The following is a 26,055-nucleotide window of genomic DNA, read 5'->3' as shown; positions in this document are numbered from 1 at the left end:
GATGGTCGTCGGTCCCGCCTTCGACAGGCGCGCCTGCCTCCGAGCGGTCGGGAGCCTCGGCCTCGCCTCGCTCTCGGGATGCGCCGCGGGTGGACCCGACCCCGGCCCCGACTCCGACCCCGCCCTCTCCGTCCCCGCCCTCTCCGTCCCTTCCGCGGCGCTGACGGACGAACCGGTCCGCGTCGTCGCCGAGAACCTCGAACCCGGTGCGCCGGTGACGCTCCGCGCGACCGCCCGGTCCCGCGACGGCGCGGAGTGGGTCTCGCGCGCGGCGTTCGAGGCCGACGAGGACGGGGTCCTCGCGGTTCCGGAGCGGACGCCCCTCGGTGGCACTTACGACCGCGCGGACGCGATGGGTCCCTTCTGGTCGATGCGGCCGGCGGACGCGCCCGACGGTCCGCTCCCGCCCGGCGCGCGGTTCACACCGCCGGAAGGGGCGTACGACGTGACGCTCGCCGTCGAACGCGGCGGGGAGACGCTCGCGGAGGCGACGACGACGCGCCTGCTGTTCGAGCCCGAAATCGAGTCCCACTCCCTCGGCGTCGGCCTCGTCGGGCGGTTCTTCGTGCCGCCGGGCGACGACTCCGTCCCGGCCGTCGTCCACCTCCACGGCGCCGGCGGCCGGCCGCACCTCGCGACGGGCCGACTGCTGGCCTCGCGCGGCATCGCGACGCTGACGCTGCAGTATTTCGGCGCCCCCGACCCGATACCGGACACGCTGGCGGAGGTGCCGGTGGAGTACGTCGAACGGGCGATATCGTGGCTCCTCGAACGCGACCGGGTGGCCGGACCGACGGTCGGCCTGTTCGGGTTCTCCCGCGGCGGGTCGCTGGCGCTCCTCGCGGCGAGTCGGAGCGACGCCGTCGGCGCCGTCGTCGGGTGGGTGCCGAGCGGACTGGTTTGGGAGGGGCTAGGTCACGGCCGCGCGCCCGCGGGCACCTCGGCGTGGTCCGTCGGCGGCGACCCGGTCCCGTACCTCGAACTCGCCGAGGCGGACCCCGGACCCCCGCCGACGCCCGCCCTCCCGTACTACGAACCCGCGCTGGCGGGGGCGACCGATGCCGAACTGGACGCGGCCGCTATCGCCGTCGAGGAGGCGGACGCGCCGGTGTATCTGGTCTCGGCGACGGACGACCGTCGGTGGCCGTCGACGGCGTTCTGCGAACGGGCGAGAGAGCGCCTCGACGCCGCGGACTACGCGCACGAGTATCGACACGACCGACACGAGGGCGCCGGCCACTACCTCCGTCTCCCGTACCTGCCGACGCCCGGTATCTCGCGGGACCGCTACAACGCCTACGGCGGGACGCCGGCGGCGAACGCGCGCGCCTCGGCGTCGGCGTGGTCGGAGACGCTGGCGTTCCTCCGCCGGTCGCTCTCGGCGTAAGTCGACTCGACGGAGCGAGCCTCAGGACCACGGTCGTTCGCTCCGAACGCCGCGCTCGATTCCACTCGACGAAACGAGTCTCAGGACCACGGTCGTTCGGAGAACTCCCCGGCCGCTATCTCCCGCTCTATCTCCGCGAGCGTCCCCTCGTCGACGCTCACGAGGTGACACAGCGGGTGGCCCGGCGCGGCCACCGGATTCTGGAGGACGCCGATGACGAGGCCCGTGAAGGGGGCCGCGACGCGACTCTCGCGCTTCTTGAAGTGGTCCGAGACGGTGCAGATGGTGTCGCCCTCGTAGACGAGGGGCACCTCGCCGTACTGCATCTCCACGAGTCCGCCCGTGTCGGCCCGAAGCCACGCCTTGTCCGAGGCGTTCTCGACGATTCGAGTCCACCCCGGCCACGCGACCGGTCGGCCGGGGAGCAGTCCGTACTCGGCGAGGACGCTCTCGACGCCCTCCAAGGCCCGTTCGACGAGCGGAAGTTGGAAGCGGTGCGCCCGACCCATCTCGACGGTGATAGTCGGGATGCCGTCGCGCGTCGCCACGGTCCGCAGCGACCCCGGGTCCGCCTCCCCCGAGAGGATGAGGTTCGACCCGAACGACCGCGCGAGGCGGTTCACCTCGGGTTTCGCCACGTCCGCGCGGACGTGGTACATCGTCGTCCGGTTGCGCGTCGACGTGTGGAAGTCGACGCCGACGTCGCACGGCTTGATGAACCGCTCGTATATCTGGTTGGCCATCCGCTCGGCCGTGTTCGCGGAGTTCCGCCCCGGGAACGAGCGGTTGAGGTCGAGGTCGTAGATGGGGAGGTAGCGCTGCTGGGCGAGGTAGCCGGGCACGTTGGCGACGTGGATGCAGACGAGAGTGCCGTGGAGCGTCGCGGGGTCGTAGCGCGCGGCCACCTCCTGCAGCACTTTCACGCCGTTCAGTTCGTCGCCGTGGAGGGCGGCGGTCATGAACACCGTCGGCCCGCCGCGTTCGCCGTTGACGACCGTCACCGGCACCTCGACGGGGTCGCCGAGGTACGTCTCGCTTATCTCGTACCGGAGGTGGCGCTTCTCGCCCGGCGGCACCTCGGTGTCGTACCGGAACGGCTTCGGGTCGCTCATTGGAGCGTCGTCGTCGCGCCGGGGCTTGAATCTTCACGCTATCCGACCGGTTCGACGCGGCGCGTCGTCTCGTCCGACCGCCCCGTCCGCCGTCTCTTTGGTCGCCGCCGCCGAGACGCAAGTATGACTCGGCTCGACGACCCCCTCAGAATCGGCGACGTGACGGTTCCGAACCGTCTCTACCGCGCACCGCTGTTGGAGTGCGCGGGGAACGGTCCCGACGCCGTGAGTCGACTCGTCGCCGAGTTGGAACCCGCGGCCGCGGCGGGGGCGGGGCTGATCTGTCAGGGGGCGACTATCGTCCGCGGAGAGGGCGGGTGCGCCGCGCCGGGGATGACCCGCGTCCACGACGACGGGTTCGTCGCGGGGTTGTCGAGGCTCACCGACGCGATACACGACCACGGCGCGAGGATAGCGGTCCAACTCGAACACGGCGGCCTGCGGAGCATGGAGACGTGGCACGCCGGGTTTCGAGAGCGCAACCCGGACCTCGGACAACTCGCCGTCTCCGAACCGCCGCGCCTCCTCCGCGCGATGGCCGCGACGGGGTTTCTGGAGTACGACGCGCGCGTCCTCTCCACCGACGACGCGTACGAACTGGCCGCGGATTTCGGGCGCGCGGCGCGGCGGTGCGTCGACGCCGGGTACGACGTGATTCACCTCGCGGGGGCGAACATGGGCATCCTCCAGCAGTTCCTCTCGCCGTTCTACAATCGCAGGAGAGACGAGTTCGCCGACGGCGTCCGGTTCCTCGAACTCGTCCACGACGAGGTTCGCTCGCGCGCGGGCGACGTGCCCCTGATGACGAAGGTACCCGCCGAGACGGCCGCCCCGCCCGTCGTCCGCAGGCGCCTCTCGGCCGACGACGCCGTCGGAATCTGCGCCCGCCTCGCCGACTACGGCTACGACGCCGTCGTCCCGGTGACCGCCTCGGTGTTCTGGGACGCCAGCGTCGTCAGGGGGGAGTATCCGGCGCGCGCGTGGTCCGACGACCGGTACCGCGCGGGCTACGAGGCGGCGTTCGGCGGGCGACTCCGCGCCCGCCTCGTCGCGTTCGGCAACTGGCTCGAATCGAAGGCGTACGACTTCGAACCGGCGTGGAACGCCGACCTGTGCCGCCGCGTCCGCCGCGCCGTCGACGTGCCGGTGCTCTGCGAGGGGGGAATCCGCGGCCGGGCGGAGACGGACCGACTGCTCGGCGGCGCCTGCGACGCCGTCGGGATGGGCCGCCCCTTCTACGCCGAACCGCGACTGCCGGCCCGACTGCTCGGCGCGGACGGTGCGGACGGCGAGGGGGACGCGGAGGCGGTCTGCGAGAACTGCAACAACTGCGCCGTCCCGCAGGCGACGGGCGCCCCCGGCGTCTGTCGGACGCCCCGCGTCCTCCGCGAGGCGGGGGCGTTGCGACGGGCCGGCGCGTACGAACCGTCCGAGGAGCGATAGCTTCCGTCGACCCGCGTGTCGACCTCCGGACACCGATTCCGTCCCGGACGGCGGACGTATCGAACGGGCGGAGAGAACGGACGGTTGACAACTATCCGGTGGCAAACACTTTCGTGTTGGGAGACGTGTCGCCGGTATGGACCGTAGGACCGTCCCTGAGGGGGGACGCGAAGTCGTCACCGATGGGGGAAGCGAGCGCCAACTGTCGAACGTCGCGGGGCTGACGGTCGCCTCCCCGGCGTTCGAGCGCGGCGAGACGCTGCCGGCCCGACACACCTGCGACGGGGCCGGCGAGTCGCCGCCGCTCTCCGTCGCGGGCGTCCCCGAGGGGACGAAATCGCTCGCCCTCGTCGTCGACGACCCCGACGCGCCCGGACAGAAGCCGTTCGTCCACTGGCTCCTGTGGAACGTCCCCGCCGACACGACAGAGATTCCGGCCGGAGTGCCCAAAGAGGAAATCGCCCTCGGCGGGGCGCGGCAGGGACGAAACGACGGCGGCACGCTCGGATACTTCGCCGCGTGTCCGTCGCGGGGCGACGACCCGCACGAGTACCGAATCACCGCGTACGCGCTGGACCGCACGCTCGACCTGCACCCCGGCGCCAGACACGAGAAGGTCTCGCGCGCGATAGACGACGCACTCCTCGAGCGGACGACGCTGACGGCCACGTACCGCCGCGCGGAGTGAGGCGGGGGAACGACCCCACCCCCGGCCTCGGCTTCGCCGCGGGCCGACTCGGCGTCTGTCGGATGCCCGCGACCCGGTCGTCGAGTCGACGCGCCGCGCCGGGGTTCGGCGCGCGAACCGGGGGCGGTATCCGCGAGGATTATTGTCTCGCGCGGACGAGTGCGGCCAATGGCACGCGACCGGTCCGCCGAGGAGTCGGGGGAACTCCTCTCCGTCCTCGACGCCTTAGACGACGCGGACGCCCGAGCCATCATCAGAGCACTAGCAGAACCTATGACGGCAAGCGAACTATCCGACGAGTGCGAGATACCGCTCTCGACGACGTACCGCAAGTTGGACCTCCTCACCGAGGCCGACTTGCTGACCGAAGGGACGGAGGTGCGCGCCGACGGCCACCACACGACGACGTACGAGGTGACGTTCGACGAGGTGCGCATCGAACTCACCGAGGACCGGAAGCTCGACGTCGAGGTGGTCCAACCCGACCAGTCCCCCGACCAGCAGCTCGCCGACATCTGGTCGGCCGTCAGGAGGGAGACGAAGTGACCCACTTCTCCGACGCGCCCCTGCTGGCCACGGCGGTCATCGTCGTCCAGACGGGTATCCTCGTTCTCGGCGGGCTCATCACCTACTTCAGTTTCAAGGCGTACCGCCGGACCGGCGAGCCGTCGCTGCGGGCGCTCGCCATCGGCTTCGGCGTCGTCACGTTCGGCGCCATCGTCGCGGGCGTCCTCGACGTGCTCCTCCAGACGGACCTCGTCGTCGGCCTGCTCGTCGACTCGGTCATCACCCTCGTCGGGTTCGCCATCATCACCTACTCGCTGTACGTCGAGTGACGGAGACGGACTCCGGTTCCGCGACCCTCGGGACGCGCGACCGGAGAGAAGAGAACGCTCGCGTTTTAGGAGTTCACCCCAGAACGTAGTCGAGGACGGGGTACTTCTCGGTGAGGGGCCGTCCGTCCACATCGTAGCGCTCGACGAGGGCGTCGAGGCCGAGGATGCGACCCGCGCCGAAGGCGGCGACGGCGAGGAACACCAGCATGTAGGCGAAGTCGCCGTTGATGAGGCCGTGTCCGACCTCCCAGTTGCCGAGGTAGAACAGGAACATCATCACCGCGCCCCAGAACGCCGCGAAGCGGGTCAGGAGGCCGACGATGAGTGCCAGTCCGATGGCGAGTTCGCCCCACGGGACGGCGACGTTCACGAACGCCATGAACGCCTCGTTGCCGGCCATGGCGACGAACAGACCCGCCGCGGGCGACCCGTTGGCCACCGTCGCGTTCGCGAGGTAACCCGTCGCGTCGAAGCCGTCGATAATCTTCGCGATACCCGAGTAGGCGAAGGCGATACCCATCATGAGGCGAAGCGCGAGGACGAACCACGCGCTGAGCGGATGGGCCCGCCCCCTGACGGTCACACCCGCCACCGTGCTCTCGAACGTGTTGGTCGTCCCCGTCTGTGTCGTCGCTGCCATCTTAGTTCACCTTACGGTTGGACAAGCGACAGGCGACAGTATATAAGCAGACGCCGATTCCCACCCCCGAAGAACCAGACCCGGCGCGACGGTCAGTCCGACCGCCTGACTTCCAGAATCTCGACGTCCCACACCGAGCCCTCGTCCGCCGCCGACGTCTCCCACCCTCCCTCGACGCCGATACCGTTCTCCTCGGCCTCGCGGACGATCTGATCGAGGGCGCTTCGGAACTGGGCGTCGGTCAGTATCTCCCCTCCGAGCGGGACGGTGCCCGACCAGACGAGGAGTTCGCCCCCGCTCGTCACGAGGACGGCGTACCCCTCGTGTTCGAACCGAAACTGGAACTCCCCCCGTCGCTCGCGGACCAACGCGTCCAACACTATCGGGTCGACGATGTCGTCTACCGGTCGCAGGTCCTCCGGTTCGCGCTCGGAAATCCTCGACAACACCCTGACGACGGCGTCGCTCACCGGTTCGGAGTCCGGGTCGAAGTACCCCCGATACGTCCCCGTCTCGGAGTTGTAGTCGACAGCCGCGTCTGTCGGCTCAGTGTCTCGCATCTTTAAAAAAAAACGTGGGGCCACGCAAATACGTTTCTTGACATACCAGAAACATTTAAACAGATTCGCAATAATTCGGTTCTTCAGTCACGTAAAAACAGACTTGACAAACGATACTAGCAGTGATGACGGGGATTACTGCGAAATTAGCAGAGCAGTCGGATTAGAAATTATTTCTGTCACGACTGTTCCTCCTCGTCGCTCTCGCGCGCGCCGGCGTCCTCTCGGCTCTCTCGCTCGCTTCCGTGCTCCTCGTGTTCCCCGCCCTCGTTCTCGTCCTCGCTCTCCTCGCCGTCGAACGGGTCCGAGAAGTAGAAGTGGTTGAACGGTTGGCTCCGTCGCCGCTTTATGATCTCCGAGCTTTCGACCTCGACGCCCATCTCGTGGATGGCGTCGGTGATGCGGACGATGTCTGTCGTGGACTCTCCGACCACCTCGGCGTGGATGTTCCGCCGACCGGTGAGCATCTCGCGGACGTCGATGATGCCTCGGACGTCCATGAGGCGGTCGACGATCCGTTCCCGTTCGGACGGGGGCGCGGTGATGACGAACATGACGTGGAACGGTAAGTTCGCCTCCTCGTAGTCGATCACGGGCTGATACCCCCGTAGCACGCCGTCGTCTTCGAGGCGTTCGATGCGGTTGCGAACGGTGCTCGCGGAGACGCCGACCTTGGCGGCGATGTCCTACGACGTCGTGTGTCTGGCGTCCACTTGGAGGAGGTAGAGAATCCCTCGGTCGACGTCGTCCAGTTCGTGAGCCATACCCCCGTATCGGCGATTACGCACAAATTCTCTGGGATTCGCGCGACGGGAGGCGGATCGCGAATTTCTCCGAAGCCGGGATGTCGGCGACCGAGACACACAAGAAATTTATCCGATGTGAGATTCAGTCTCAGTGAGATGTCCCCGCTGCCTCACTCCTCCCCGCGACTCGTCGTCGGCGTCGGGTCGCTGCTCCTCGCGGCCCTCGCCGTCGTCGTCGCCGCCGCGACGCCGGGATTCCCCGGCGACGTTCGCTCGTGGCCCCGAACGCTCCTCCACCGACTCCGGGTCGACCTTCCGCGCGGCGACCGGGTGACCGTCGCGTGGGTGGGGATGGCGCTGTGGGCCGTCCTCGTCTCGGCGCTCCACTTCGGCGGCCTCCGGTACGGCGTCTACACGGCGGTGCCGTGGTGGGACCTCCTCACGCACGCGATGGGCGGGTTCGGCGTCGCCGTCCTCCTGGCGCTGACCCACCGCCGGACCGCGGCGGCGGTCCGGTCTCCGCTGTGGCTGATTCCGTCCGTCTTCGCCATCGGCGCCGGATTCGAGGTGTACGAGTTCGTGTTCAAGGACTTCTGGTACGGCTGGTCGGCCGGCTTCTACGTCGAGGACACGCTGATAGACCTCGCGGTGAACACCTCCGGCGCCGTCGTCGTCGCCGCCGCCGTCGCCGGCTATCGGAGCCTCGTCGGGTCGAGGGGGACGAACGCGAAGAGCGCCAACGCCGCCACGAACGCGGACGCCGACGACGCCGCGTCGGGCGCCGAACCGTCGAAGTAGCGGCTCGCACTGCGGCGTTCTCGCGTCCAGTCGCCTCAGAGTCGCTCGCGCACCTCGCGGAACACCGGCAGGTCCGCGTCCACGACGGCGGCGACGGCGTCCGCGGCGCCGAGCAACCACTCGACGCGTTCGAGGCGCGCCTCCAAGTCGCCCGGCCCGATGCGGTAGTTCTCCACGATGGTCTCGACGGACTCCCCCTCGGTCCACTCGCGGACGATGCGCGCGAGTTTCACCGCGCAGAGCCACTCCTCGAAGTCGTCGGTGTCGTTCATCGCCGTCGTGAACTCCGCGGCGTGGCCGCTGGCGAAGCGGTACATCGCCGCGCGCTCCCGGTTGCCGAGGTACGTCCCGTGCATGTCGGGCGTGTCGCAGACGATTTCGAGGGCCGTCAGCGCGGTGACGTTCTCGGGGTCCATCCCCGCCGCCGCCCGCACCCCCTCGACCAGTCGCGCGCCCGTCTCCGGGGTGACGTACTGCCGGGAGACGACGCCGCCGAGTTCCGTCGCCGCCAGCGCGCCAGCCGAATCACCTTTCCCGCCCCCGCCCGCGGTCAGCATCCCCATCTCGACCAAGTCGTCGACGACGCTCGCGACGAGGCGCGAGAGGTCCACATCCGGCGACTGGTGGGCGAAGAACGTCGCGTCGAGGAGGTCGAGGACGCTCGCCTGCGAGTCGGCGAACCCCGAGGCGACGACGCTCAGCACGTGCGTCCGCAGGGCGTCGCGCGCGGCGAGTTTCGACTCGACGGCCTCGGGGCCGGCGGTGACGTAGCGGTCCCACAGTTCCTCGACCGCGGCGTCGTCGTCGCCCTCCGCGAGGAGGACGGCCTCGCCGTACGGGTCGAGGTGCGGGCGGCCCGCCCGGCCGCACATCTGGTGGACTTCGAGGACGGGGAGCCACGCCATCTCCTCGCCGGTGTAGCGCTTCAGGTCGCGGACGACGACGCGGCGCGCGGGGACGTTCACGCCCGCCGCGAGCGTCGGCGTCGCGCAGATGACCTTCAGTTCCTTCTCGCGGAACGCGTTCTCGACGAGGGCGCGGTGGCCGCTCCGGACGCCCGCGTGGTGGAACGCGACGCCCGACTCGACGGCGTCCGCGAGGCGCGTCCCCGTCTCGGTCCGCCCGAGTTCCGAGACGGCGTCGGCGAGGTCCGGGCAGTCAGCCAGCGGTTCCATCGCCAGTCGGCGCGCCAGCGACTCGGCCTCGCGGCGGGAGCGGACGAACGCGAGACACTGCCCGCCGTTCTCGACGGCGTCGGCGACGAGGGCCGCCGTCGCCTCCGTCGCGCCGTCCCCGTCCGGTCCCGGCGGTTCGACGTCGACGGCGAGCGTCGAGTCGTCGTCGAACGCCACGTCGCCGTCGGCGTAGACGCCGGTGCGGAGCGAGACGGGCCGCCACGTCGTCTCCACGAGGTCGGCATCTAGCCAGTCGGCGATGTCCTCCGGGTTGTCGACCGTCGCCGAGAGCGCGACGATTTGGACGCCCGGTGCGCGCCGCTGAAGCGTCGCCAGCGTCACTTCGAGCGTCGGGCCGCGGCCGTCCGAGCCGAGGAGGTGCACCTCGTCGACGACGACGCAGGCGAGCGACTCGACCCACGAGGCGCCCGTGCGGATGGCCGAGTCCACCTTCTCGGCGGTGGCGACGACGACGTCGTTATTCACGAGGTCCTCGTCGGTCGCGTCGAAGTCTCCCGTCGAGATGCCCACGCTCACGCCGGGCAGGTCGGAGAACGTCTCGTACTTCTCGCGCGCGAGGGCGCGGAGCGGAACGATGTACAGGGCGGGTCCGCCGGCCGTGAGCATGGCGAGTTCCGCGATGAAGGTCTTCCCCGAGGCGGTGGGGATGGCGGCGACGAGGCGTTCGCCCTCGGTCACGCCGGCCTCGACGGCGGCGGCCTGCGGGGGGTACAACTCCTCGATACCCTCGGACTCGTAGTGCTCCTGTACCGGGCCGGGGAGCGGCAGGTCCCGGACGTGCATTCGTACGCTTCTGGGTCCGTGTTCGTATAAAAACTCGCGCCCGTTCGGCGGATTCGCCCGCGCTCTCGAACCGGGCGACCGCCCGGTTCGCTGTCACGCCCGATATCACCGGACGGCGGGACGCTCCTCGCGGCAGTTTTTTACCTCCCCCGTCGTTCTCTTTATCCAGATTACATGAGCCGAGCAGCCGTCTTCGCCCTCCTCGTGGTGCTGTCGTCGCTCGCCGGGGTCGGTCTCGCCGACGCCCAGACGACGACGGCGTTCATCGCGAACGCCACGGTGTCGCCCGAGCAACCGGCGCCCGGCGAACAGTTCACCGTCCGGACGACGATTCAAAACAGCCAGCAGAGCGGCGGCGGGTTCGAGATAACGGACGTCTACGTCCGACAGCGCGGGTCGACGGACGACGTCGCCCGCGTCGAGGACATCGGGACGCTCCCGCCGGGGTCCGACGTCACCGTCCCCCTGACGGCGTCGTTCGACTCGCCCGGCACGCGCGAACTCCGCGTCTACGTCGTCGGGCGGAACCCGAGCGACGAGGTGGTCCGCCTGCAGTACCCCGTCGTCGTCACCGTCCGCGAGGGCGGCCCGCAGGTCGGTATCTCCGCCGAGGACGCCGTCGTCGGTACGGAGGGGACGGTGCAGGTGACGGCCGCCAACGGGGAGGACGCCGCCGTCCGGAACGTTCGCGTCTCCCTCTCCGGCGACGCCGGTATCAGAGACGACACGCGCGTCCTGGCGACGCTGCCCGCCAACCGGTCGCAGACGTTCAACTTCTCCGTGACGCCGCGGTCGCGGACGACTCGACTGGAGGCGCGGGTGCAGTACACCACGACCTCCGGAAGCGCGCGGACCGTCACCGAGTCGGTGACGCTGGAGGCCGACCCGCTCCGCGAGAGCGTCCAACTCGACGCGAGCGTCGTCGGCGACGGGGCCGACCCCGACGTGGCCGTCGACGTCTCCAACCTCGGGAACGCCCCCCTCGAAGACGCCGTCGTCGAACTCGCCCGCGACGGGAGCGTGCTGTTCCGCCGCCCCGTGGCCGACGTCGCCCCCGACGAGACGCGGACGGCCCGCGTCAACGTCTCGAACGTCGAGTCGGGACCGATGGACGTCCGCGTCCGCTACGAGACCGGCGGACGAACCGGCGAGGCGACGACGCGCCTGAACTACTCGGCCAACCCCGGCCGCATCGAACTCACCGGCCTCGACTACGAGACGGAGGAGGGGAGACTCCACGTCTCCGGGACGGCCAGCAACGTCGGACTCGGCGACGTGGACAGCGTCGTCGTCCGCGTCGTCCGCACGGAGAACGTGACGCCCGCCCGCCCCAACCCCGAGTACTTCGTCGGGAGCATCCCGGCGAGCGACTTCTCCTCGTTCGACCTCTACGCCGAAGTCGACCCGGGGACGGAGACGGTGCCCATCGAGGTGACGTACCTGGCGAACGGCGCGGAGCGGACGACCCGGACCGAACTCGACGTGAGCGACCTGAACGCCCAATCCCCCGAAGAGGACGACGGCGGCGGCCTCCCGATGATTCCGCTCGTCGCCCTCGCCGTGGTGGCGCTCCTCGTCATCGTCGGCGTCGGCGGGTACGCGTACCTCCGGCGGTGACGATGTCGACGCCAATCATCGAACTCGACGGCGTCTGGAAGCGCTACGAGAGCGGTTCCGAGACGGTCGAGGCGCTGAAGGACGTGAACTTCGCGGCCGAACCGGGCGAGTTCGTCGCCATCATGGGCCCCTCCGGAAGCGGGAAGTCCACGATGCTGAACGTGCTCGGCCTCCTCGACGTGCCCACGGAGGGCGTCGTCCGCCTCGACGGCCGCGACGTGACCGACCTCACGGACGAGGAGATGACGACTCAGCGCAAGGACGCCATCGGGTTCATCTTCCAGGACTTCTTTCTCATCCCGACGCTGTCGGCCATCGAGAACGTGGAGGTGCCGACGCTGTTCGGTCGCGACCCGACCGCCCGCGACAGGGGCGAGCGATTGCTCGGACGGGTCGGCCTCGGTCAGCGGGTCGAACACCGACCCGACCAGCTCTCGGGCGGGCAGAAACAGCGCGTCGCCATCGCCCGTGCGCTCATCAACGAACCGCGCATCCTGCTCGCGGACGAACCGACCGGTAACTTGGACCGGAAGACGGGGCGGGACGTGCTCGAACTGTTCACCGAACTGAAGACCGAGGAGGACGTCGCCGTCATCGCCGTCACGCACGACGACCAACTCCGGCAGTACGCCGACCGGGTGGTCAACCTCGTCGACGGCGTGCTGACCGAGGAGAGCCGACCGGACGAACTGGAGGAGGAGTTCGGTACGTGAGCGCCCTCGACAGGCTGTACCGGCAGGTGCCCGCGCTCCTCATGGCGCGGCGGAACCTCTCGCGGAACCGCCTCCGCTCGGGATTGGCGGCGCTCGGCATCATCATCGGCGTCCTCGCCATCGCCTCGCTCGGCATGTTCGGGACGACGCTGCGGACGGGGGCGACCGCGGAACTCGGCGGCATCGGCAACGAGATACAGATATCGCCGAACGCCGAGGAGGGGTTCGAGCGGCTCACAGACCGCGACGTGGCCGACATCAGGCGCGTCACCGACGAGGGGGAGGTGGTGCCGATTCGTCAGGAGACCGCGACGCTGACGAGGGGGGACGACCGGACGATAGCGACGGTGTACGGCATCGAGAACCCCGGCGTGCTGTACGAGGCGTCGGAGGGGCAGGCGCCCGAACGTCTCCGGCAGGGAGCGCTCGTCGGGTCGTCGCTGGCCGAGCGTCTGGAGCTTCAGGTGGGCAACCGCATCACCCTCGACAACGAGTCCTACCGCGTCGTCGGCATCCTCGAGGAGCAGGACGGCATCTCGCTTCTGAACCCCAACGGCGCCGTCATCGTCCCCCTCGAATCGTTCGACGAGTCGGGGTACTCGCAGGTGGTCGTCCGCTCGCCGTCCGGAACGGCGGCCAACGAGACGGCCGTCGCCGTCCGCGAGGAACTGAACGACCGCGAGGAGAAGGTGACCATCTTCGAGTTGGGCAGCATCACCGAGGGCATCAACCAGTTCTTCGGCATCCTCAACGCCTTCCTCATCGGTATCGGCTCCATCTCCCTCGTCGTCGCGGGCGTGGCCATCCTGAACGTGATGCTGATGAGCACCATCGAGCGCAGACAGGAGATCGGCGTGCTCCGCGCCGTCGGCGTCCAGAAGCTCGACGTGGTGAAGATGATACTCGCGGAGGCGGGACTGCTCGGCTTCGTCGGCGGGTTCCTCGGCGCCGTCCTCTCCGTCATCGCCGGCCTCGTCCTCAATCAGGTGGTGCTGTCGGACCCCCTCCTGACGTTCGCGCCGGTGAACCTGATGTACATCGGACTGGCCGTCGTGTTCGGTATCGTCACGAGCGTCCTGAGCGGACTCTACCCGGCGTGGAAGGCGGCCTCCGAGCGGCCCGTGGAGTCGCTCAGGAAGTAGGGTTCGGCGTCGAAAAAATTCGTTCGTGGTCCGGTGACCCTCAGATGAGGTCGTGTTCCGCGAGGCGGTCGACGGCCTCGCGCAGTCGCTCCTCGCTCGCGGCGTAGGAGATGCGGGCGTAGCCGGGCGACCCGAACGCCGACCCGGGGACGGTGGCGACGTGGGCCTCCTCGATGGCGCGTTCGCACCACGAGGTGTCGTCGTCGTCGACGGGCAGCATCATGTAGAACGCTCCGTCGCCGACGGGCACCTCGACGTCGTGTTCGGCGAACAGGTCCGCGAGCATGTCGCGGCGCTCGCGGAACGCGTCGCGCATCTCCGTGACGGCTTCGTCGGTGTTCGTGATGGCCTCGACGCCCGCGTGCTGGACGAAGTTCACGGCGCACGACACCGAGTGGGAGTGGAGCTTCGCCGCCTGCGAGACGAGGTCCTCGGGCGCGTGGAGGTAGCCGAGGCGCCACCCGGTCATCGAGTACGCCTTCGAGAAGCCGTTTATCGTCACGGTCCGCTCGGCCATTCCCTCCATCGAAGCGAGGCTGGTGAGGTCGGCGTCGTACGTTATCTCCTTGTATATCTCGTCGGAGATGACGGTGATGTCGTGTTCGACCGCCAGGTCGCGGACGCCTTCGAGGGCCGCGTCGGAGTACACCGCGCCGGTCGGGTTCGACGGCGAGTTGACGACGAGCAGTTCGGTGTCGTCGGAGACGGCCTCCGAGAGGTCCTCCAAGGCGGGTTCGAGTTGGAAGTCGTACGGCGCGAGGTCGACGCGGTTCAAGGAGCCGTTCGAGAGTTTCGCCATCGCCTCGTAGGACACCCACGCGGGGTCGAGGAGGACGACTTCGTCGCCGTCGTCGACGAGGGTCTGGAACGTCTCGAACAGCGCCTGCTTGCCGCCGGGCGTGACGATGACCTCGTCGGCGTCGGCGTCGATGCCGTCCGTCCGCAGTTTCTCCGCGATGGCCTCGCGGAGCTCGCGGATGCCGTTCGAGGAGGTGTAGCCGGTGTGGCCGGCGTCCATCGCCTCCTGTCCGGCGTCGACGACGTTCTGCGGCGTCGGGAAGTCGGGTTCGCCGACCGAGAGGTCGACGACGTCGACCCCCTGTTCTTCCAGTTCGCCCGCCTTGTTGCTGATGGCGAGCGTCGCGCTCGGTTCGACCCGCTGAACGCGGGCTGCGAAGTCGAAGCTCATGCTAGCACCTCCACCATATCGACCGCCGCGTTTACCGCTTCCGCACCTTTCCCGACGCGCTCTCTCGCCTCGGCGCCGCTCTGTCCCGGCCCGCTGACGCCGAACGTTACCGGTTTGTCCCGGTCGAGGCTCACGTCCGTCAGCGCCTGCGCCGTCGCGTCGCCGATGACCCGGTCGTGCGCGGTGTCGCCGGAGACGATGGCGCCGACGACGACGACGGCGTCGACGTCGTCCCGTCGGGCGAGTCGGTCCGCGGCCAGCGGCGAGTCGTAGACGCCCGGTACCCGGAGGACGTCCGCCACGTCGGCGCCGCGTTCGGCCGCGGCGTCGCGGGCGGCGTCCGCCATCCCGTCGGTGACCGAGGCGTTGAACTCGGCCACCACGAATCCCAGTGTAACCATACCGCTTGGGTTCCACCCTCCGATAAAAGAACTACCGACACGCGCGACTCGGCCCGGTCCGCGCGTCTCGGCCGCGGTGCGTCGGCCGGTCGACCGGCCGGCCCGTTCGCCGACCGCGCCGAACGGGCGAACGAGTAAGTGAAACGACCGTATGAGAGACCGTAACCATTCTAACCACGGGGGCGGTTGGGAGTCGTAATGAGTTCGAACGACGCCGCGTCGGGGTCGTCCGCCCCCGCGTCCTCGTCGGAGTCCGCGACGGACGGCTCCGTCGCCGCTCGCTCGGAGCAGGACGCGACGCGGACCCGCGCGGACACCGCCGCCCACAACCGCGCGCTCCTCGCCGTCCTCGCCATCTCGGTGCTCGCGCTCGGGATGCGCCTGGTGGCGCTCGGCGGCCGCATCTTCCACTGGGACGAGGGCCGCGTCGGTTACTGGATACTGCGCTATCACGACTCCGGCTACCACGTCTACCGGCCCATCGTCCACGGGCCGTTCCTGCCCGTCGTGAACGATTGGCTGCTCACCGTCGCGCCCGCGTCGGACTTCCTCCTCCGCCTCCCGGTGGCCGTCGTCGGCGGCCTCCTCCCCCTGGCGGCGTGGCTGTTCCGCGAGCGACTCACGCGCACGGAAGTCGTCGCCTTCGCCGGCCTCCTCGCACTGAACCCGCTTCTCGTCTACTACTCGCGGTTCATGCGCAACGACGTGCTCGTCGCCGCCTTCTCGCTGGTCGCCCTCGGGTGCATCGTCCGCGGCTTCGACACCGGACGGCTCCGCTACGCGATTCCGGCGGCGGCCTGCCTTGCGCTCGGCTTCACCGCGAAGGAGAACGCGCTCATCTACGTGCTCTGCTTCCTCGGCGCGGGAGCGCTCCTGCTCGACCACCGCCTCCTGCAGGCGACCGCCCGCGGCGACGACGCGCGGGTCGTCGTGTTCGGCCGGTGGCCCGCGGCGGTCCGCGCCCGAGTCCGGGGTCACGGCACCGAGTCCCGACCGGGATGGCTCCTCGTCGGCGCGACGGCTGTCGGCGCGTTCGTCGCCTTCTGGGCCGTCTTCGTCTTCTTCTACGCGCCGCGGCCAGACCTCTGGCAGGCGCTGGGCGACCCGACGCGACTCCCCGGAGTCGTCGAAGCCGGTTCCGTCGGCGCCTTAGAGGAGTTCGCGAACACGTGGGTCGGCAGCAGCCATCAGGACCACGCCTACCTGCCCTACCTCCACGACATCGTCGAGACGCTGGTGTACGGCGCGCCCGTCGTCCTCGGCTTCACGCTCATCGGCATCGTCGTCGACCGCTACGGCTTCCAGTCCGGCGGCACGTACCGCGAACTCGTCGCGTTCGCCACCTACTGGGGGCTGGCGTCGCTGGCGGGCTACCCCATCGCCACGGACATCGAGGCGCCGTGGGCGGCAGTCCACATCGTCCTCCCCCTCGCGATACCCGCCGCGGTCGGCGTCGCGTTCGTCGTCGAGTCGGTCCGGGAGGCGCTGGCGGCCGAAGACGCCGTCAGCGTCGGTCTGGCGGCCGTCGTCGTCCTCGCCGCCGTCGGCGGCGTCGCCGTCGCCAACGTCGAGTACTTCAACTCCACGTCGAACGAGGACCGGCAGGTGCTCCAGTGGGCCCAACCCGGCAACGACCTGAAAGAGTCCCTCCAGAAGGTGGAGGCGGTGGCCGCGGAGAACGAGGGGACCGACGTGCTGTTCTTCAGCAGGCCGGTGCCGGGCGACGAGAGCAGGGAGGTGTTCTGGGTCGCCAACGAGTCCGAACTGCTGACGCCGCCGCCGCCGGGCGGGACGCACTGGCACGACCGGCTTCCGCTGCCGTGGTACTTCGAGAAGTACGGCGCGAACGTCTCCAGCACCGACCCCGACGCCTCGGCCGAGGAGGTACTGGCCGACGCGCCGCCGGTGGTCATCTCGCGCGAGTTCAGCCGCGAGGAGGCCGAGGAGCAACTCGACGGCTACGTCGCCTACGAACACGACTGGCGCCTCCGGAGCGAGCACGTCGTCGTGTTCATCGACCGCGACGCCCTCGACGCGGCGGGCGTCCCGGCGAACGAGACGGCGTCCTGACCGGTTCGAAGATACACGTTCGTGAGTATTCTCCTCTCGAATCGGTAACGCTTATGCAGTGACGTCCACAACCGGCCGACCGTGACTGTCACCGTTCCCGGTCCCACGCTCGGCGTCGTCGGCGGCGGCCAACTCGGGCGGATGCTCGCCGAGGCGGCCGCGCCCCTCGGCGTCGAGGTGGTCGTCCTCGACCCGACGCCCGACTGCCCCGCCGCGCCCGTCGCGCGCGACCAGATAGTCGGCGGCTTCGACGACCCCGAGGCGTTCGGCGAACTCGCCTCGCGGGCGGACGCGCTGACGTTCGAGATAGAACTCGCGGACTCCGACCTCCTGGAGGAGGTGGCGGCGGAACGCGGCCTCTCCGTGCATCCCTCCCCCGAGACGCTGTCGCTCATCGAGGACAAACTCGTCCAGAAGCGGGCGCTCGAAGACGCCGGCGTCCCGGTTCCACCGTTCCGGAAGGTCGACGACGCCGAGGACCTGCGCGCCGCCCTCGAGGAGTTCGGGTCGGTGATGCTGAAGGCCAGAACCGGCGGCTACGACGGCCGCGGCAACGTCCCCGTCCGCGACGAGAGCGAGATAGACGACGCTCTCGACGCCGTCGGCGGCCCCGCGATGGCCGAGACGTTCGTCGACTTCGCGCGCGAACTCTCCGTCATCGCCGCGCAGGGCGACGGCGAGGTGCGGACGTTCCCCGTCGGGGAGAATATACACGAGGAGGAGATTCTGCGCGAGACGGTCGTTCCGGCGCGGACGGACGACGAGACGCTCGCGCGCGCCGACGAGGTGGCTCGCGACGTGCTCTCGGTGCTCGACGGCCGCGGCGTCTACGGCATCGAGATGTTCGAGACCGAGGGCGGAGAGATATCGGTCAACGAGATAGCGCCGCGCCCGCACAACTCGGGGCACTGGACCATCGAGGGCGCGCGCACCTCGCAGTTCGAACAGCACGTCCGCGCCGTCCTCGGGTGGCCGCTCGGGTCGCCCGCCCGCCGGTCGCCCACCGCGATGGCGAACGTCCTCGGCACCGTGGAGGAGTCGCGACGGGCCGAACTCGGCAACGTGGAGTCGATTCTCGGAACCGACGGCGCGTCGCTGCACTGGTACGGGAAAGCCGAGGTGCGGCCCCTGCGGAAGATGGGCCACCTCACGCTGACGGGCGAGGACGGCGCGAGCGACGACGGCGCGGACGTGGACGAGTTGCTCTCGCGCGCGAAGGACCTGCGGGACGGACTGACGTTCGAGTGAACCCACAATGACTGACGACACCGACGCGGACGACGTGACCGTCGAATCGCTCATCGATCGGTTGAGAGAGGAGGCCGACACCGACGCGGACCCCGAGACGACGCCCGACGTGGGCATCATCATGGGGTCGGACTCGGATTTGGAGGTCATGCGCGGCGCGCACGAGGCCCTCGACGAACTCGGATTCGCGGAGCAGACCGACTTCTCCGAGGCGCCCGACGCGCGCTTTTCGTACGAGACGTACGTCGTCTCCGCGCACCGGACGCCCGAGTTGATGTACGCCTACGGCGAGACGGCGGCGGACAGGGGGTTAGACGTGATAATCGCCGGCGCGGGCGGGAAGTCCGCCGACCTGCCGAACATGACCGCCTCCATCGCCTACCCCCTGCCGGTCGTCGGCGTGCCGGTCCAAGAGAAGTCCGTCGACTCGGTCATCGGGATGCCGACGGGCGCGCCCATCGTCGCCGTCGACGCGGGCAAGTCGTTCAACGCGGCGCTGTCGGCCGTCCAGATGCTCGCGCGCGAGCACGAGGAACTGGAGACGCGCCTCGTGGAGTACCACGAGTCGCTGACCGGCGGGGTCGCGCGGGACTCGCGGGACCTCCACGACATGGGCGTGGCCGGCTACGTCGAGTCGCGCGAGAAGTAGACGTAGCGCCGCGCCCGCGTCACCGCAGCGAGGACGTGAGTCGCCCGAGGAACGACCGGTCGTCGCCGAGGTTCTCCGTCACCTCGTACTCCCGTTCGATCTCCCCTTCGTCCGTCACGGTCACGATGCGAACGTCGGCCGCGTCGGCGCGGTTCACCACGCTCTCGTCGACGACGCCGAGCGTCGGGACGAGAAGCGCCTGCGCGGAGAGTTCCCGGGCAGTGGTCTCGAGGGCATCGACGTCGCCGACGGTCGGTTGCTCGTGGACGGAGACGACGGCTCCCTTCCCCAGCAGTTCGTCCGTCGCGTAGACGTGGAGGCGGTGTTGGCTCCCCGCGTCGGTGGTGACGGTCGCGTCCTCCTCGACGGCGTATCCGCGGTCTTCGAGCGCCTCCGCGATGGTCCGCCTCGCCCGCACCTGCGTTTCGAGCCACGGTTCGCCGCTCTCCCCGAGGCGGTAGCGGAACAGCGCGTGTTCGACGGCGTCGTGCGGGTCGCAGGCGAAGCCGCCGCCGCGGTGCCCCGTCTCGTTCTCACACCGGAGCGCGTGGGCGGGCGTCACGTGCTGTTCGCCGCAGTCGTGACACCGGTACCGGCTCGTTCGCTCCAGTTGGTCCATCGACTCCATCGTCGAACCGCAGCCGTGACAGACGATTTCGCCGTCGTCGTCCTCGAACGCCTCGGGCGGCGCGGCCCGCCCGCACCCGCCGCACTGGAGGAGTTCGGTGTCGACGATGTACAGCGACTGACACCGGGGACAGGCGGTCGCGTACGTCATCTCGCCCTCGCGGCACTCCGGGCAGGTGTACACCTTCCCCTCGAAGGTCCGCTCGAGTATCTCCCGTTCGGTCAGCGATTCGAGCGCGTCCTTCGGACGCGTCTCCTCCGAGACGAGCGTCTCGTCGACGGCGGGATAGGTGACGTCTCTCCCCTCGTCGACCGTCGGTCGGTACGAGTCTTTGGACCCCTCGGCGAGTTCGGACACGAGGCGCAGTTTTCCGGGAGAGACCACGTCAGACCGCCTCCGCGTCTCCGTCTCTTTCCTGCACTCCGGCAGGTTGAATTTGCGCTGTCTGAATCATGAAGAAATATCTGAATAAACAACGTGACCGACGTAATATAATCATTTTTGCTATCGGATATACAGTCACCTATCTATCTGTGTCTCGCTTCTCTGTCACTCCTCGCGGGCGAAGAGTCGCCGTTCGCAACCGTTCGTCGCCCGCGCACCACCGAACCCGCGTGGTGGGGGGTCGGGAGGGGCCCGAAGAGAAGCGCCGTCGACGGCCACCATCGGCCGTGAGCCTCTCGCCCGCGAACGGAGCGCACGCGCTGGTTTTCGCCTCGAAACGGCGACTTTCTTTTCCCGAGTGATTTCCGGATAGTTACCCGGCGTAACCGCCGGACGCGCACAAATCAACGCTTATAGGGGGCCGCTTCTAACCGTGGCACGTCAGGAGATTACGGAATGAGTGCATGGATCGCAATCGGCGCGTTGGCCCTCGTGGCTGTCGGCATCCCCATCGGGATGATGCAGACGTCAGCCATGATACGGCCATCGGTGCCGGAACAAGGAAAGAGCGCCACCTACGAGAGCGGTGAGGTACCCACGGGATCGGCGCGCGTCCAGTTCAATATCCAATACTACATGGTCGCGCTGCTGTTCCTCGTGTTCGACGTCGAAACCGTCCTCATCTTCCCGTGGACGGTCATCTACCGTTCCGCGCTGGAGCAAGGGGCGAGTCTGACGGCCGTACTGCTGCCGATGTTAGTGTTCGTCGGCGTGCTGGTCATCGGTCTCGTGTGGGCGTGGCGTAACGGCGCAGTCAAGTGGGTCAAAAGCCCGCTGGCGAACCGCCGGAAGACAGAGAGACAAGACGCATGAGCAGCGACCAGAACCAACCGTTCGTTACAGACGACTCACAGGTACAGACGAAGACCCGCGACGCCCGGATGACGGGATCCGGGACGGACAACCGGTTCAACTCGAAGCTTCGCGAGGCGTTCGGCTCCTCGCCGTTCATCCTCACGAAGTTCGACAACTTCATGAACTGGGTTCGCGGCTCTTCGATGTTCATGCTGCAGTTCGGCATCGCCTGCTGCAGCATCGAGATGATGCACACCTACTCGGTGAAACACGACCTCGACCGCTTCCACGCCGGGGTCCCCCGGGCGTCGCCGCGGCAGGCCGACGTCATCATCGTGCCGGGAACCATCGTCTCGAAGTTCGCGCCGCGGATGAAGCGCGTGTACGACCAGATGCCCGAGCCGAAGTTCGTCATCGGGATGGGTTCGTGCACCATCTCGGGCGGCCCGTTCCAGGAGGGGTACAACGTCATCAAGGGCGCAGAAGAGGTCATCCCGGTCGACATCCACGTTCCGGGTTGCCCGCCGCGCCCGGAGGCCCTCGTCTACGGCGTCGCGAAACTACAGCAGCGCATCGCAGAGGGCGAGTCGAGTCCGGTGACGGTCAAACCGTACGAACTCGAACAGTTCAGCGACCTCGAACAGGACGAACTGATCGACAAACTCGCCGACGAGATAGAGACGGACGACCTCGTGATGCGGTACAACTGGGCTGATTCGCCATGAGTTTGGAGAAACCACGAGACGAGCAGTCGAACGCCGTCGCCGCGAAACCGACGACGGGCGAGGAGATCGCCGACCTGCTCGGCGACCTCGTCATCGGCCGCGACGACCACGTGAACGCGCCGGGATTCGTCATCCGGCCGACCGACGTGCAGGAGACGCTGTTCCGCCTGCGCGACGACGCCGGCTTCGACCACCTCTCGAACGTGACCGCGGAGGAGCGTGAGGACCGCTACGAGACCATCTACCACCTCACGAGCTACGACGACCGCAGACGAGAGGTGAGCGTCGTCGTCCCCACCGCGAAGGACGACCCGCGCAGTCAGTCGGCGAGCGCCGTCTTCCGGACGGCCGACTGGCACGAACGCGAGGCGTACGACCTCATCGGCATCGAGTACGACGACCACCCGGACCTGCGGCGCATCCTCCTGCCCGACACGTGGCAGGGACACCCGCTGTCGAAGGACTTCGACCAGCGCCGCCCGCAGGTCGTCACGCTGAAGGAGTGGGCGAACCCGCTGGCGGACGACCACCGGGACTCGGAGGGGGAGACGATGTACCTCAACATCGGCCCCCACCACCCGGCGACCCACGGCGTCCTCCACGTCCGGACGGTCCTCGACGGCGAACAGGTCGCCGACGTGGACCCCGACATCGGCTACCTCCACCGCTGCGAGGAGCAGATGTGCCAGAACAAGACGTACCGCCACCAGATCATGCCGTACCCCGACCGCTGGGACTACGCCTCGGCCGGTCTGCTCAACGAGTGGGCGTACGCCCGCGCCGCGGAGGACCTCAACGACATCGAGGTGCCCGAGTACGCGCAGATCATCCGGACGATGAGCGCGGAACTCTGCCGCATCTGCTCGCACATGCTGGCCGTCGGGACGTTCGCGCTGGACGTCTACGGCGACTTCACGGCCATCTTCATGTACGCGATGCGGGACCGCGAGAAGATACAGAACATCCTCGAGGACCTCACGGGTCAGCGGATGATGTTCAACTACTTCCGCCTCGGAGGCGTCGTCTGGGACCTCCCCGAACCCCGCGAGGAGTTCTTCGAGAAGATTCGGGACTTCCTCGACGACCTGCCGGGGGCGCTGGAGGAGTACCACGACCTCATCTCCGGCAACGAGATTCTCCAACTGCGCACAATCGACACGGGCGTCCTGCCGACGGAAGTCGCCAAGTCGTACGGCGCGACCGGACCCGTCGCCCGCGCGTCGGGCGTCGACTACGACCTGCGCCGCGACGACCCGTACGGCTACTACGACGAACTCGACTGGGACGTCATCACCGACGACGGCTGCGACAACTACAGCCGCCTGCTGTGTCGGATGCGCGAGGTCGAGGAGTCCGCGAAGATCATCGAACAGTGCGTCGACCTGCTCGAGGACTGGCCCGAGGAGGAGCGCACCATCCAGTCGAACGTCCCGCGGACCCTGCGTCCCGAGGACGACACCGAAATCTACCGCGCCGTCGAGGGCGCGAAGGGCGAACTCGGCATCTACATCCGCGCGGACGGCACCGACAAGCCCGGCCGCTTCAAGATCCGAAGCCCGTGCTTCTCGAACCTGCAGACGCTGCCGGAGATATCCAACGGCGAGTACATCCCGGACATGATCGCCTCGCTCGGCAGCCTCGACATCATCTTGGGTGAGGTCGACCGATGATACCGCTGCAGTCGACGACGCCGCTGCCGGACACCATCGCGAACCTGCTGGGGCTGTCCGGCCTGCTCGGGACGGTCGTGGGGGCGCTCCTCGGCGCGTTCCTCATCGCCAACATCGTCCTCCTGCAGACGGCCGTCGCCGGCCCGTGGGCCAAGCGGAAGATCACGGCGGCGTTCACCGACCGCATCTCGGTCAACCGCGTCGGACCGTTCGGTCTGCTCACCATCGTGGTCGACGCCGTCCGACTGCTCTCGAAGGAGTTGGTCATCCCCGACGGCGTCGACAGACCCGCCTACGACCTCGGTCCGCTCTTCATTCCGTTCTCCGCCATTCTCGGTTTCGCCGTCATCCCGATGGGTAACGGCATCCACCTCGCGGACCCCGAGACGGGCCTCGTGTTCGCGTTCGCGGCCGCATCCATGGCCTCGCTCGGAATCATGATGATGGGGTACGGCTCGGACAACAAGTACTCGCTGCTCGGCGGTCTGCGCGCCATCGCGGCCAACATCGCCTACGAGATACCGCTCGTCGTCACGGGGGCGTCGGTGGTGCTGTTCACCGGCTCCCTCCGGATGAGCGAAATCGTCGCGGCGCAGACCGAACCGCTTCTGACAGTGGCCGGCGTGGCGATTCCGCAGTGGTTCGCGTTCGTCAACCCGTTCGCGTTCGTGCTGTTCGTCATCGCGAACCTCGCGGAGGTCGGCCGGAACCCGTTCGACATCCCCGAGGCGCCGACCGAAATCGTCGCCGGGTACCAGACGGAGTACTCCTCGGTGTACTTCGTGCTCATCTACCTCGGCGAGTTCGTCCACATCTTCCTCGGCGGCGCCATCGCGGCGACGCTGTTCCTCGGCGGCCCGGCGGGACCGATCCTGCCCGGGTTCGTCTGGTTCCTGATCAAGATATGGGCGTTCTACTTCTTCACGCAGTGGGCGCGTTCGGCGATTCCGCGCCTCCGCGTCGACCAGTTCCTCGACATCGGTTGGAAGGGCATGCTCGTCCTTTCGTTCGCGAACCTGGTGCTCACGGCCATCATCGTGGGAGTGATAGCATGATCGGACTGCTCAAATCCATGGCGACGACGATGAAGCACGCGCTGGACGGCGAGACGTTCACGGTGGAGTATCCGGACGTCGCGCCCGAAGTCAGCCCCCGGTTCCGCGGGGTCCACAAGTTCAGTCAGGAGCGCTGCATCTGGTGCCGCCAGTGCGAGAACGTCTGCCCGAACGACACCATCCAGATCGTTCAGGACGACCAGCGCAACGGCGAACAGTACAACCTCCACATCGGTCAGTGCATCTACTGCCGCCTGTGCGAGGAGGTCTGCCCGGTTGACGCCATCCTGCTCACGCAGAACTTCGAGTTCACCGCGGACACGAAAGACGAGTTCGTCTACAACAAAGAACAGCTAAAGAACGTCCCCTGGTACAAGGACATCGACCCGCTGAACTCCCGCGAACCCGACCGCGACGCGTGGATCGGGGAGGGTGACGGCGAAGTCGACTACCAGTGAGGTGACTCGCTGGTTCGACGGTACCGTCGCCCGACGGCCGACCCGCACTCGCGGTCGCGGTCTCGCGCGGTCGGCTCCGGGCGCTCTCGAAATGTTCAAAGGGATTCCTCAAGGAGACACACACAATGGTTTATGAAACCATCGCGTTCGCGCTGTTCGCCCTCATCACCCTGGGCTGCAGCCTGGGCGTCGTCCTCGTGCGGGACATCTGGCACTCCGCACTCCTACTCGGGGGCGCGCTCTTGAGCGTCGCGGTGCACTACGTGATGCTGCAAGCGGAGTTTCTGGCCGCGATGCAGATTCTCGTCTACGTGGGCGGGATACTGATCTTGGTCACGTTCGCCGTGATGCTGACGCGTACACGATCGGAGGTGAATAGCGCATGACGACCAAACCGGAGCTCAAACTCGGCTCGCATCTCGTGCCGGGTCTGGCCGCCGTCGCACTGTTCGCCGTGATGGCAGCGGTGTTCCTCACGGCGTCGTTCCCGGAGCCGCAAGGCTTCGCGGACGACGCGAACATCGTCGCGAGCATCGGGTACGCGATGTTCGACCTCGACTTCGGGAGCGTGGCTTCCGAGAGCTTCCTCGCCGCGTTCCTCATCATGGCGGTGCTGCTCGACGTCGCACTCGACGGCGCCGTCCTGCTGGCGCGCCGCGAACCCGGCGAGTCGACGGTGAAGCTCGTCTCGGACGGCGGGAAACGGCTGCGAGAGACGCTCTCGAAAACGGAGCGCGGTCAACCGGAGGACGACGACTGATGGTTCCGCCCCAGTACTACCTGCTCCTCTCGGCGGCCGTCTTCTGTATCGGGCTGTTCGGCATCCTGACGCGGCGCAACGCGCTGCTGTTCTTGATGTCGGTCGAACTGATGTTGAACGCCGCGAACATCAACCTCGTCGCGTTCTCCTACGTCTGGGGGAACGTCACGGGACAGACGTTCGGGCTGTTCACCATGGCGATCGCCGCCGCCGAAGTCGCCGTCGGTCTCGGCATCATCCTGGTGCTGTACCGTAGCTTCGGCGACGTCGACGTCACCGACGCGACGACGATGAGGTGGTAA

General features: G+C 68.3%; 28 protein-coding genes. 20 read left to right on the top strand and 8 right to left on the bottom strand.

Going from position 1 to position 26,055, the window contains the following annotated elements; all coding sequences use genetic code 11:
- Window position 1 precedes the first annotated feature (1 nt).
- Window positions 2–1,387: an acyl-CoA thioester hydrolase/BAAT C-terminal domain-containing protein gene (locus NDI79_RS03480; RefSeq protein ID WP_310927052.1), complete on the top strand. Its 1,386-nt coding sequence runs from the start codon at window positions 2–4 to the stop codon at window positions 1,385–1,387.
- 80 nt (window positions 1,388–1,467) lie between these two features.
- Here NDI79_RS03480 and NDI79_RS03475 read toward each other — a convergent pair whose 3' ends face one another.
- On the bottom strand, window positions 1,468–2,499 hold the full coding sequence (locus NDI79_RS03475; RefSeq protein ID WP_310927051.1) for a succinylglutamate desuccinylase/aspartoacylase family protein: 1,032 nt from the start codon (window positions 2,497–2,499) through the stop codon (window positions 1,468–1,470).
- A 123-nt stretch (window positions 2,500–2,622) separates the two neighbouring features.
- Between NDI79_RS03475 and NDI79_RS03470 the strand changes: the two genes are divergently transcribed.
- From NDI79_RS03470 to NDI79_RS03455, 4 genes are all read left to right on the top strand, one after another.
- Window positions 2,623–3,942 (top strand): oxidoreductase, encoded by a 1,320-nt coding sequence (locus NDI79_RS03470; protein WP_310927050.1) that lies wholly within the window; start codon window positions 2,623–2,625, stop codon window positions 3,940–3,942.
- Between the two features lie 136 nt (window positions 3,943–4,078).
- The gene (locus NDI79_RS03465) at window positions 4,079–4,630 is read left to right on the top strand and encodes a YbhB/YbcL family Raf kinase inhibitor-like protein (protein ID WP_310927049.1); all 552 of its coding nucleotides are present in this window, start codon (window positions 4,079–4,081) and stop codon (window positions 4,628–4,630) included.
- A gap of 168 nt (window positions 4,631–4,798) precedes the next feature.
- The gene (locus tag NDI79_RS03460; protein WP_310927048.1) at window positions 4,799–5,176 is read left to right on the top strand and encodes a helix-turn-helix domain-containing protein; all 378 of its coding nucleotides are present in this window, start codon (window positions 4,799–4,801) and stop codon (window positions 5,174–5,176) included.
- Window positions 5,173–5,466 carry a DUF7521 family protein gene (locus NDI79_RS03455; protein WP_310927047.1) on the top strand — a complete coding sequence of 98 codons (294 nt, stop codon included), beginning with the start codon at window positions 5,173–5,175 and terminating at the stop codon, window positions 5,464–5,466. Before NDI79_RS03460 ends, NDI79_RS03455 begins: the two co-directional genes overlap by 4 nt.
- A 73-nt stretch (window positions 5,467–5,539) precedes the next feature.
- Here NDI79_RS03455 and NDI79_RS03450 read toward each other — a convergent pair whose 3' ends face one another.
- The 3 genes from NDI79_RS03450 to NDI79_RS03440 form a co-directional block, all read right to left on the bottom strand.
- Window positions 5,540–6,106: a DoxX family protein gene (locus NDI79_RS03450; protein ID WP_310927046.1), complete on the bottom strand. Its 567-nt coding sequence runs from the start codon at window positions 6,104–6,106 to the stop codon at window positions 5,540–5,542.
- Between the two features lie 92 nt (window positions 6,107–6,198).
- Complete coding sequence (locus NDI79_RS03445) at window positions 6,199–6,666, bottom strand: HalOD1 output domain-containing protein (protein WP_310927045.1); 468 nt, start codon at window positions 6,664–6,666, stop codon at window positions 6,199–6,201.
- A gap of 179 nt (window positions 6,667–6,845) precedes the next feature.
- Window positions 6,846–7,259 (bottom strand): transcriptional regulator, encoded by a 414-nt coding sequence (locus NDI79_RS03440; RefSeq protein ID WP_310927044.1) that lies wholly within the window; start codon window positions 7,257–7,259, stop codon window positions 6,846–6,848.
- A gap of 309 nt (window positions 7,260–7,568) precedes the next feature.
- Between NDI79_RS03440 and NDI79_RS03435 the strand changes: the two genes are divergently transcribed.
- Window positions 7,569–8,210, top strand: a complete 642-nt coding sequence (locus NDI79_RS03435; RefSeq protein ID WP_310927043.1) for a DUF2238 domain-containing protein — start codon at window positions 7,569–7,571, stop codon at window positions 8,208–8,210.
- A gap of 35 nt (window positions 8,211–8,245) precedes the next feature.
- On the opposite strand, the gene NDI79_RS03430 is transcribed toward NDI79_RS03435, so the two are convergent.
- Window positions 8,246–10,189 carry a DEAD/DEAH box helicase gene (locus tag NDI79_RS03430; protein ID WP_310927042.1) on the bottom strand — a complete coding sequence of 648 codons (1,944 nt, stop codon included), beginning with the start codon at window positions 10,187–10,189 and terminating at the stop codon, window positions 8,246–8,248.
- Between the two features lie 174 nt (window positions 10,190–10,363).
- Here NDI79_RS03430 and NDI79_RS03425 point away from each other — a divergent pair, with 174 nt between their 5' ends.
- From NDI79_RS03425 to NDI79_RS03415, 3 genes are read left to right on the top strand one after another with little or no spacing between them, the layout of a single operon-like run.
- Window positions 10,364–11,806, top strand: a complete 1,443-nt coding sequence (locus NDI79_RS03425; RefSeq protein ID WP_310927041.1) for an NEW3 domain-containing protein — start codon at window positions 10,364–10,366, stop codon at window positions 11,804–11,806.
- Between the two features lie 2 nt (window positions 11,807–11,808).
- Window positions 11,809–12,519 carry an ABC transporter ATP-binding protein gene (locus NDI79_RS03420; protein ID WP_310927040.1) on the top strand — a complete coding sequence of 237 codons (711 nt, stop codon included), beginning with the start codon at window positions 11,809–11,811 and terminating at the stop codon, window positions 12,517–12,519.
- Window positions 12,516–13,661 carry an ABC transporter permease gene (locus tag NDI79_RS03415; protein WP_310927039.1) on the top strand — a complete coding sequence of 382 codons (1,146 nt, stop codon included), beginning with the start codon at window positions 12,516–12,518 and terminating at the stop codon, window positions 13,659–13,661. The genes NDI79_RS03420 and NDI79_RS03415 overlap by 4 nt, the downstream gene beginning before the upstream one ends.
- A 40-nt stretch (window positions 13,662–13,701) precedes the next feature.
- Here the strand turns inward: NDI79_RS03415 and NDI79_RS03410 are convergent, their stop codons facing one another.
- Together NDI79_RS03410 and ribH are read right to left on the bottom strand one after the other, a co-directional pair.
- Window positions 13,702–14,850, bottom strand: a complete 1,149-nt coding sequence (locus tag NDI79_RS03410; protein ID WP_310927038.1) for a pyridoxal phosphate-dependent aminotransferase — start codon at window positions 14,848–14,850, stop codon at window positions 13,702–13,704.
- Window positions 14,847–15,251: a 6,7-dimethyl-8-ribityllumazine synthase gene (gene ribH / locus NDI79_RS03405; RefSeq protein WP_310927037.1), complete on the bottom strand. Its 405-nt coding sequence runs from the start codon at window positions 15,249–15,251 to the stop codon at window positions 14,847–14,849. The genes NDI79_RS03410 and ribH overlap by 4 nt, the downstream gene beginning before the upstream one ends.
- 198 nt (window positions 15,252–15,449) lie before the next feature.
- On the opposite strand from ribH, the gene NDI79_RS03400 reads away from it, so the two are divergent.
- The 3 genes from NDI79_RS03400 (at window position 15,450) to purE (ending at window position 19,218) form a co-directional block, all read left to right on the top strand.
- Entirely contained in the window at window positions 15,450–17,321 is a 1,872-nt protein-coding gene (locus NDI79_RS03400; protein ID WP_310927035.1) for a flippase activity-associated protein Agl23, read from the top strand.
- A gap of 81 nt (window positions 17,322–17,402) precedes the next feature.
- On the top strand, window positions 17,403–18,569 hold the full coding sequence (purK, locus tag NDI79_RS03395; protein WP_310927034.1) for a 5-(carboxyamino)imidazole ribonucleotide synthase: 1,167 nt from the start codon (window positions 17,403–17,405) through the stop codon (window positions 18,567–18,569).
- Window positions 18,570–18,576: 7 nt separating this feature from the next.
- A complete protein-coding gene (purE, locus tag NDI79_RS03390) occupies window positions 18,577–19,218 on the top strand; it encodes a 5-(carboxyamino)imidazole ribonucleotide mutase (protein ID WP_310927033.1) in 642 nt (213 codons plus the stop codon).
- Between the two features lie 19 nt (window positions 19,219–19,237).
- Here the strand turns inward: purE and NDI79_RS03385 are convergent, their stop codons facing one another.
- Window positions 19,238–20,230: a TackOD1 domain-containing metal-binding protein gene (locus tag NDI79_RS03385; RefSeq protein ID WP_310927032.1), complete on the bottom strand. Its 993-nt coding sequence runs from the start codon at window positions 20,228–20,230 to the stop codon at window positions 19,238–19,240.
- Between the two features lie 456 nt (window positions 20,231–20,686).
- On the opposite strand from NDI79_RS03385, the gene NDI79_RS03380 reads away from it, so the two are divergent.
- From NDI79_RS03380 to nuoK, 8 genes are all read left to right on the top strand, one after another.
- Entirely contained in the window at window positions 20,687–21,103 is a 417-nt protein-coding gene (locus tag NDI79_RS03380; RefSeq protein ID WP_310927031.1) for an NADH-quinone oxidoreductase subunit A, read from the top strand.
- Window positions 21,100–21,810, top strand: coding sequence for an NADH-quinone oxidoreductase subunit B (locus tag NDI79_RS03375; protein ID WP_310927030.1), 711 nt, complete (start codon window positions 21,100–21,102; stop codon window positions 21,808–21,810). The genes NDI79_RS03380 and NDI79_RS03375 overlap by 4 nt, the downstream gene beginning before the upstream one ends.
- The gene (locus NDI79_RS03370; RefSeq protein ID WP_310927029.1) at window positions 21,807–23,480 is read left to right on the top strand and encodes an NADH-quinone oxidoreductase subunit D; all 1,674 of its coding nucleotides are present in this window, start codon (window positions 21,807–21,809) and stop codon (window positions 23,478–23,480) included. The genes NDI79_RS03375 and NDI79_RS03370 overlap by 4 nt, the downstream gene beginning before the upstream one ends.
- Window positions 23,477–24,535: a complex I subunit 1/NuoH family protein gene (locus tag NDI79_RS03365; protein WP_310927028.1), complete on the top strand. Its 1,059-nt coding sequence runs from the start codon at window positions 23,477–23,479 to the stop codon at window positions 24,533–24,535. Before NDI79_RS03370 ends, NDI79_RS03365 begins: the two co-directional genes overlap by 4 nt.
- Window positions 24,532–24,993 (top strand): NuoI/complex I 23 kDa subunit family protein, encoded by a 462-nt coding sequence (locus tag NDI79_RS03360; RefSeq protein ID WP_008389750.1) that lies wholly within the window; start codon window positions 24,532–24,534, stop codon window positions 24,991–24,993. Before NDI79_RS03365 ends, NDI79_RS03360 begins: the two co-directional genes overlap by 4 nt.
- A 125-nt stretch (window positions 24,994–25,118) precedes the next feature.
- Window positions 25,119–25,379, top strand: a complete 261-nt coding sequence (locus tag NDI79_RS03355; protein WP_310927027.1) for an NADH-quinone oxidoreductase subunit J — start codon at window positions 25,119–25,121, stop codon at window positions 25,377–25,379.
- Window positions 25,376–25,753: a proton-conducting membrane transporter gene (locus NDI79_RS03350; RefSeq protein WP_310927026.1), complete on the top strand. Its 378-nt coding sequence runs from the start codon at window positions 25,376–25,378 to the stop codon at window positions 25,751–25,753. Before NDI79_RS03355 ends, NDI79_RS03350 begins: the two co-directional genes overlap by 4 nt.
- Complete coding sequence (nuoK, locus tag NDI79_RS03345; RefSeq protein ID WP_310927025.1) at window positions 25,753–26,055, top strand: NADH-quinone oxidoreductase subunit NuoK; 303 nt, start codon at window positions 25,753–25,755, stop codon at window positions 26,053–26,055. The genes NDI79_RS03350 and nuoK overlap by 1 nt, the downstream gene beginning before the upstream one ends.

The organism is Halogeometricum sp. S3BR5-2 (assembly GCF_031624635.1).
GTDB lineage: Archaea > Halobacteriota > Halobacteria > Halobacteriales > Haloferacaceae > Halogeometricum > Halogeometricum luteum.
This window is presented reverse-complemented; position numbering and strand designations above follow the sequence as displayed.

Excerpts from the sequence above, each read along its gene's own strand:
- purE (WP_310927033.1), top strand. The coding sequence starts at position 18,577 with ATGACTGACGACACCGACGCGGACGACGTGACCGTCGAATCGCTCATC.
- nuoK (WP_310927025.1), top strand. The coding sequence starts at position 25,753 with ATGGTTCCGCCCCAGTACTACCTGCTCCTCTCGGCGGCCGTCTTCTGT.
- ribH (WP_310927037.1), bottom strand. The coding sequence starts at position 15,251 with ATGGTTACACTGGGATTCGTGGTGGCCGAGTTCAACGCCTCGGTCACC.
- NDI79_RS03380 (WP_310927031.1), top strand. The coding sequence starts at position 20,687 with ATGAGTGCATGGATCGCAATCGGCGCGTTGGCCCTCGTGGCTGTCGGC.
- NDI79_RS03420 (WP_310927040.1), top strand. The coding sequence starts at position 11,809 with ATGTCGACGCCAATCATCGAACTCGACGGCGTCTGGAAGCGCTACGAG.
- NDI79_RS03425 (WP_310927041.1), top strand. The coding sequence starts at position 10,364 with ATGAGCCGAGCAGCCGTCTTCGCCCTCCTCGTGGTGCTGTCGTCGCTC.
- NDI79_RS03410 (WP_310927038.1), bottom strand. The coding sequence starts at position 14,850 with ATGAGCTTCGACTTCGCAGCCCGCGTTCAGCGGGTCGAACCGAGCGCG.
- NDI79_RS03435 (WP_310927043.1), top strand. The coding sequence starts at position 7,569 with ATGTCCCCGCTGCCTCACTCCTCCCCGCGACTCGTCGTCGGCGTCGGG.
- NDI79_RS03475 (WP_310927051.1), bottom strand. The coding sequence starts at position 2,499 with ATGAGCGACCCGAAGCCGTTCCGGTACGACACCGAGGTGCCGCCGGGC.
- NDI79_RS03375 (WP_310927030.1), top strand. The coding sequence starts at position 21,100 with ATGAGCAGCGACCAGAACCAACCGTTCGTTACAGACGACTCACAGGTA.
- NDI79_RS03370 (WP_310927029.1), top strand. The coding sequence starts at position 21,807 with ATGAGTTTGGAGAAACCACGAGACGAGCAGTCGAACGCCGTCGCCGCG.
- NDI79_RS03445 (WP_310927045.1), bottom strand. The coding sequence starts at position 6,666 with ATGCGAGACACTGAGCCGACAGACGCGGCTGTCGACTACAACTCCGAG.
- NDI79_RS03430 (WP_310927042.1), bottom strand. The coding sequence starts at position 10,189 with ATGCACGTCCGGGACCTGCCGCTCCCCGGCCCGGTACAGGAGCACTAC.
- NDI79_RS03360 (WP_008389750.1), top strand. The coding sequence starts at position 24,532 with ATGATCGGACTGCTCAAATCCATGGCGACGACGATGAAGCACGCGCTG.
- NDI79_RS03350 (WP_310927026.1), top strand. The coding sequence starts at position 25,376 with ATGACGACCAAACCGGAGCTCAAACTCGGCTCGCATCTCGTGCCGGGT.
- NDI79_RS03470 (WP_310927050.1), top strand. The coding sequence starts at position 2,623 with ATGACTCGGCTCGACGACCCCCTCAGAATCGGCGACGTGACGGTTCCG.
- NDI79_RS03460 (WP_310927048.1), top strand. The coding sequence starts at position 4,799 with ATGGCACGCGACCGGTCCGCCGAGGAGTCGGGGGAACTCCTCTCCGTC.
- NDI79_RS03365 (WP_310927028.1), top strand. The coding sequence starts at position 23,477 with ATGATACCGCTGCAGTCGACGACGCCGCTGCCGGACACCATCGCGAAC.
- NDI79_RS03355 (WP_310927027.1), top strand. The coding sequence starts at position 25,119 with ATGGTTTATGAAACCATCGCGTTCGCGCTGTTCGCCCTCATCACCCTG.
- NDI79_RS03450 (WP_310927046.1), bottom strand. The coding sequence starts at position 6,106 with ATGGCAGCGACGACACAGACGGGGACGACCAACACGTTCGAGAGCACG.
- NDI79_RS03480 (WP_310927052.1), top strand. The coding sequence starts at position 2 with ATGGTCGTCGGTCCCGCCTTCGACAGGCGCGCCTGCCTCCGAGCGGTC.
- NDI79_RS03400 (WP_310927035.1), top strand. The coding sequence starts at position 15,450 with ATGAGTTCGAACGACGCCGCGTCGGGGTCGTCCGCCCCCGCGTCCTCG.
- NDI79_RS03465 (WP_310927049.1), top strand. The coding sequence starts at position 4,079 with ATGGACCGTAGGACCGTCCCTGAGGGGGGACGCGAAGTCGTCACCGAT.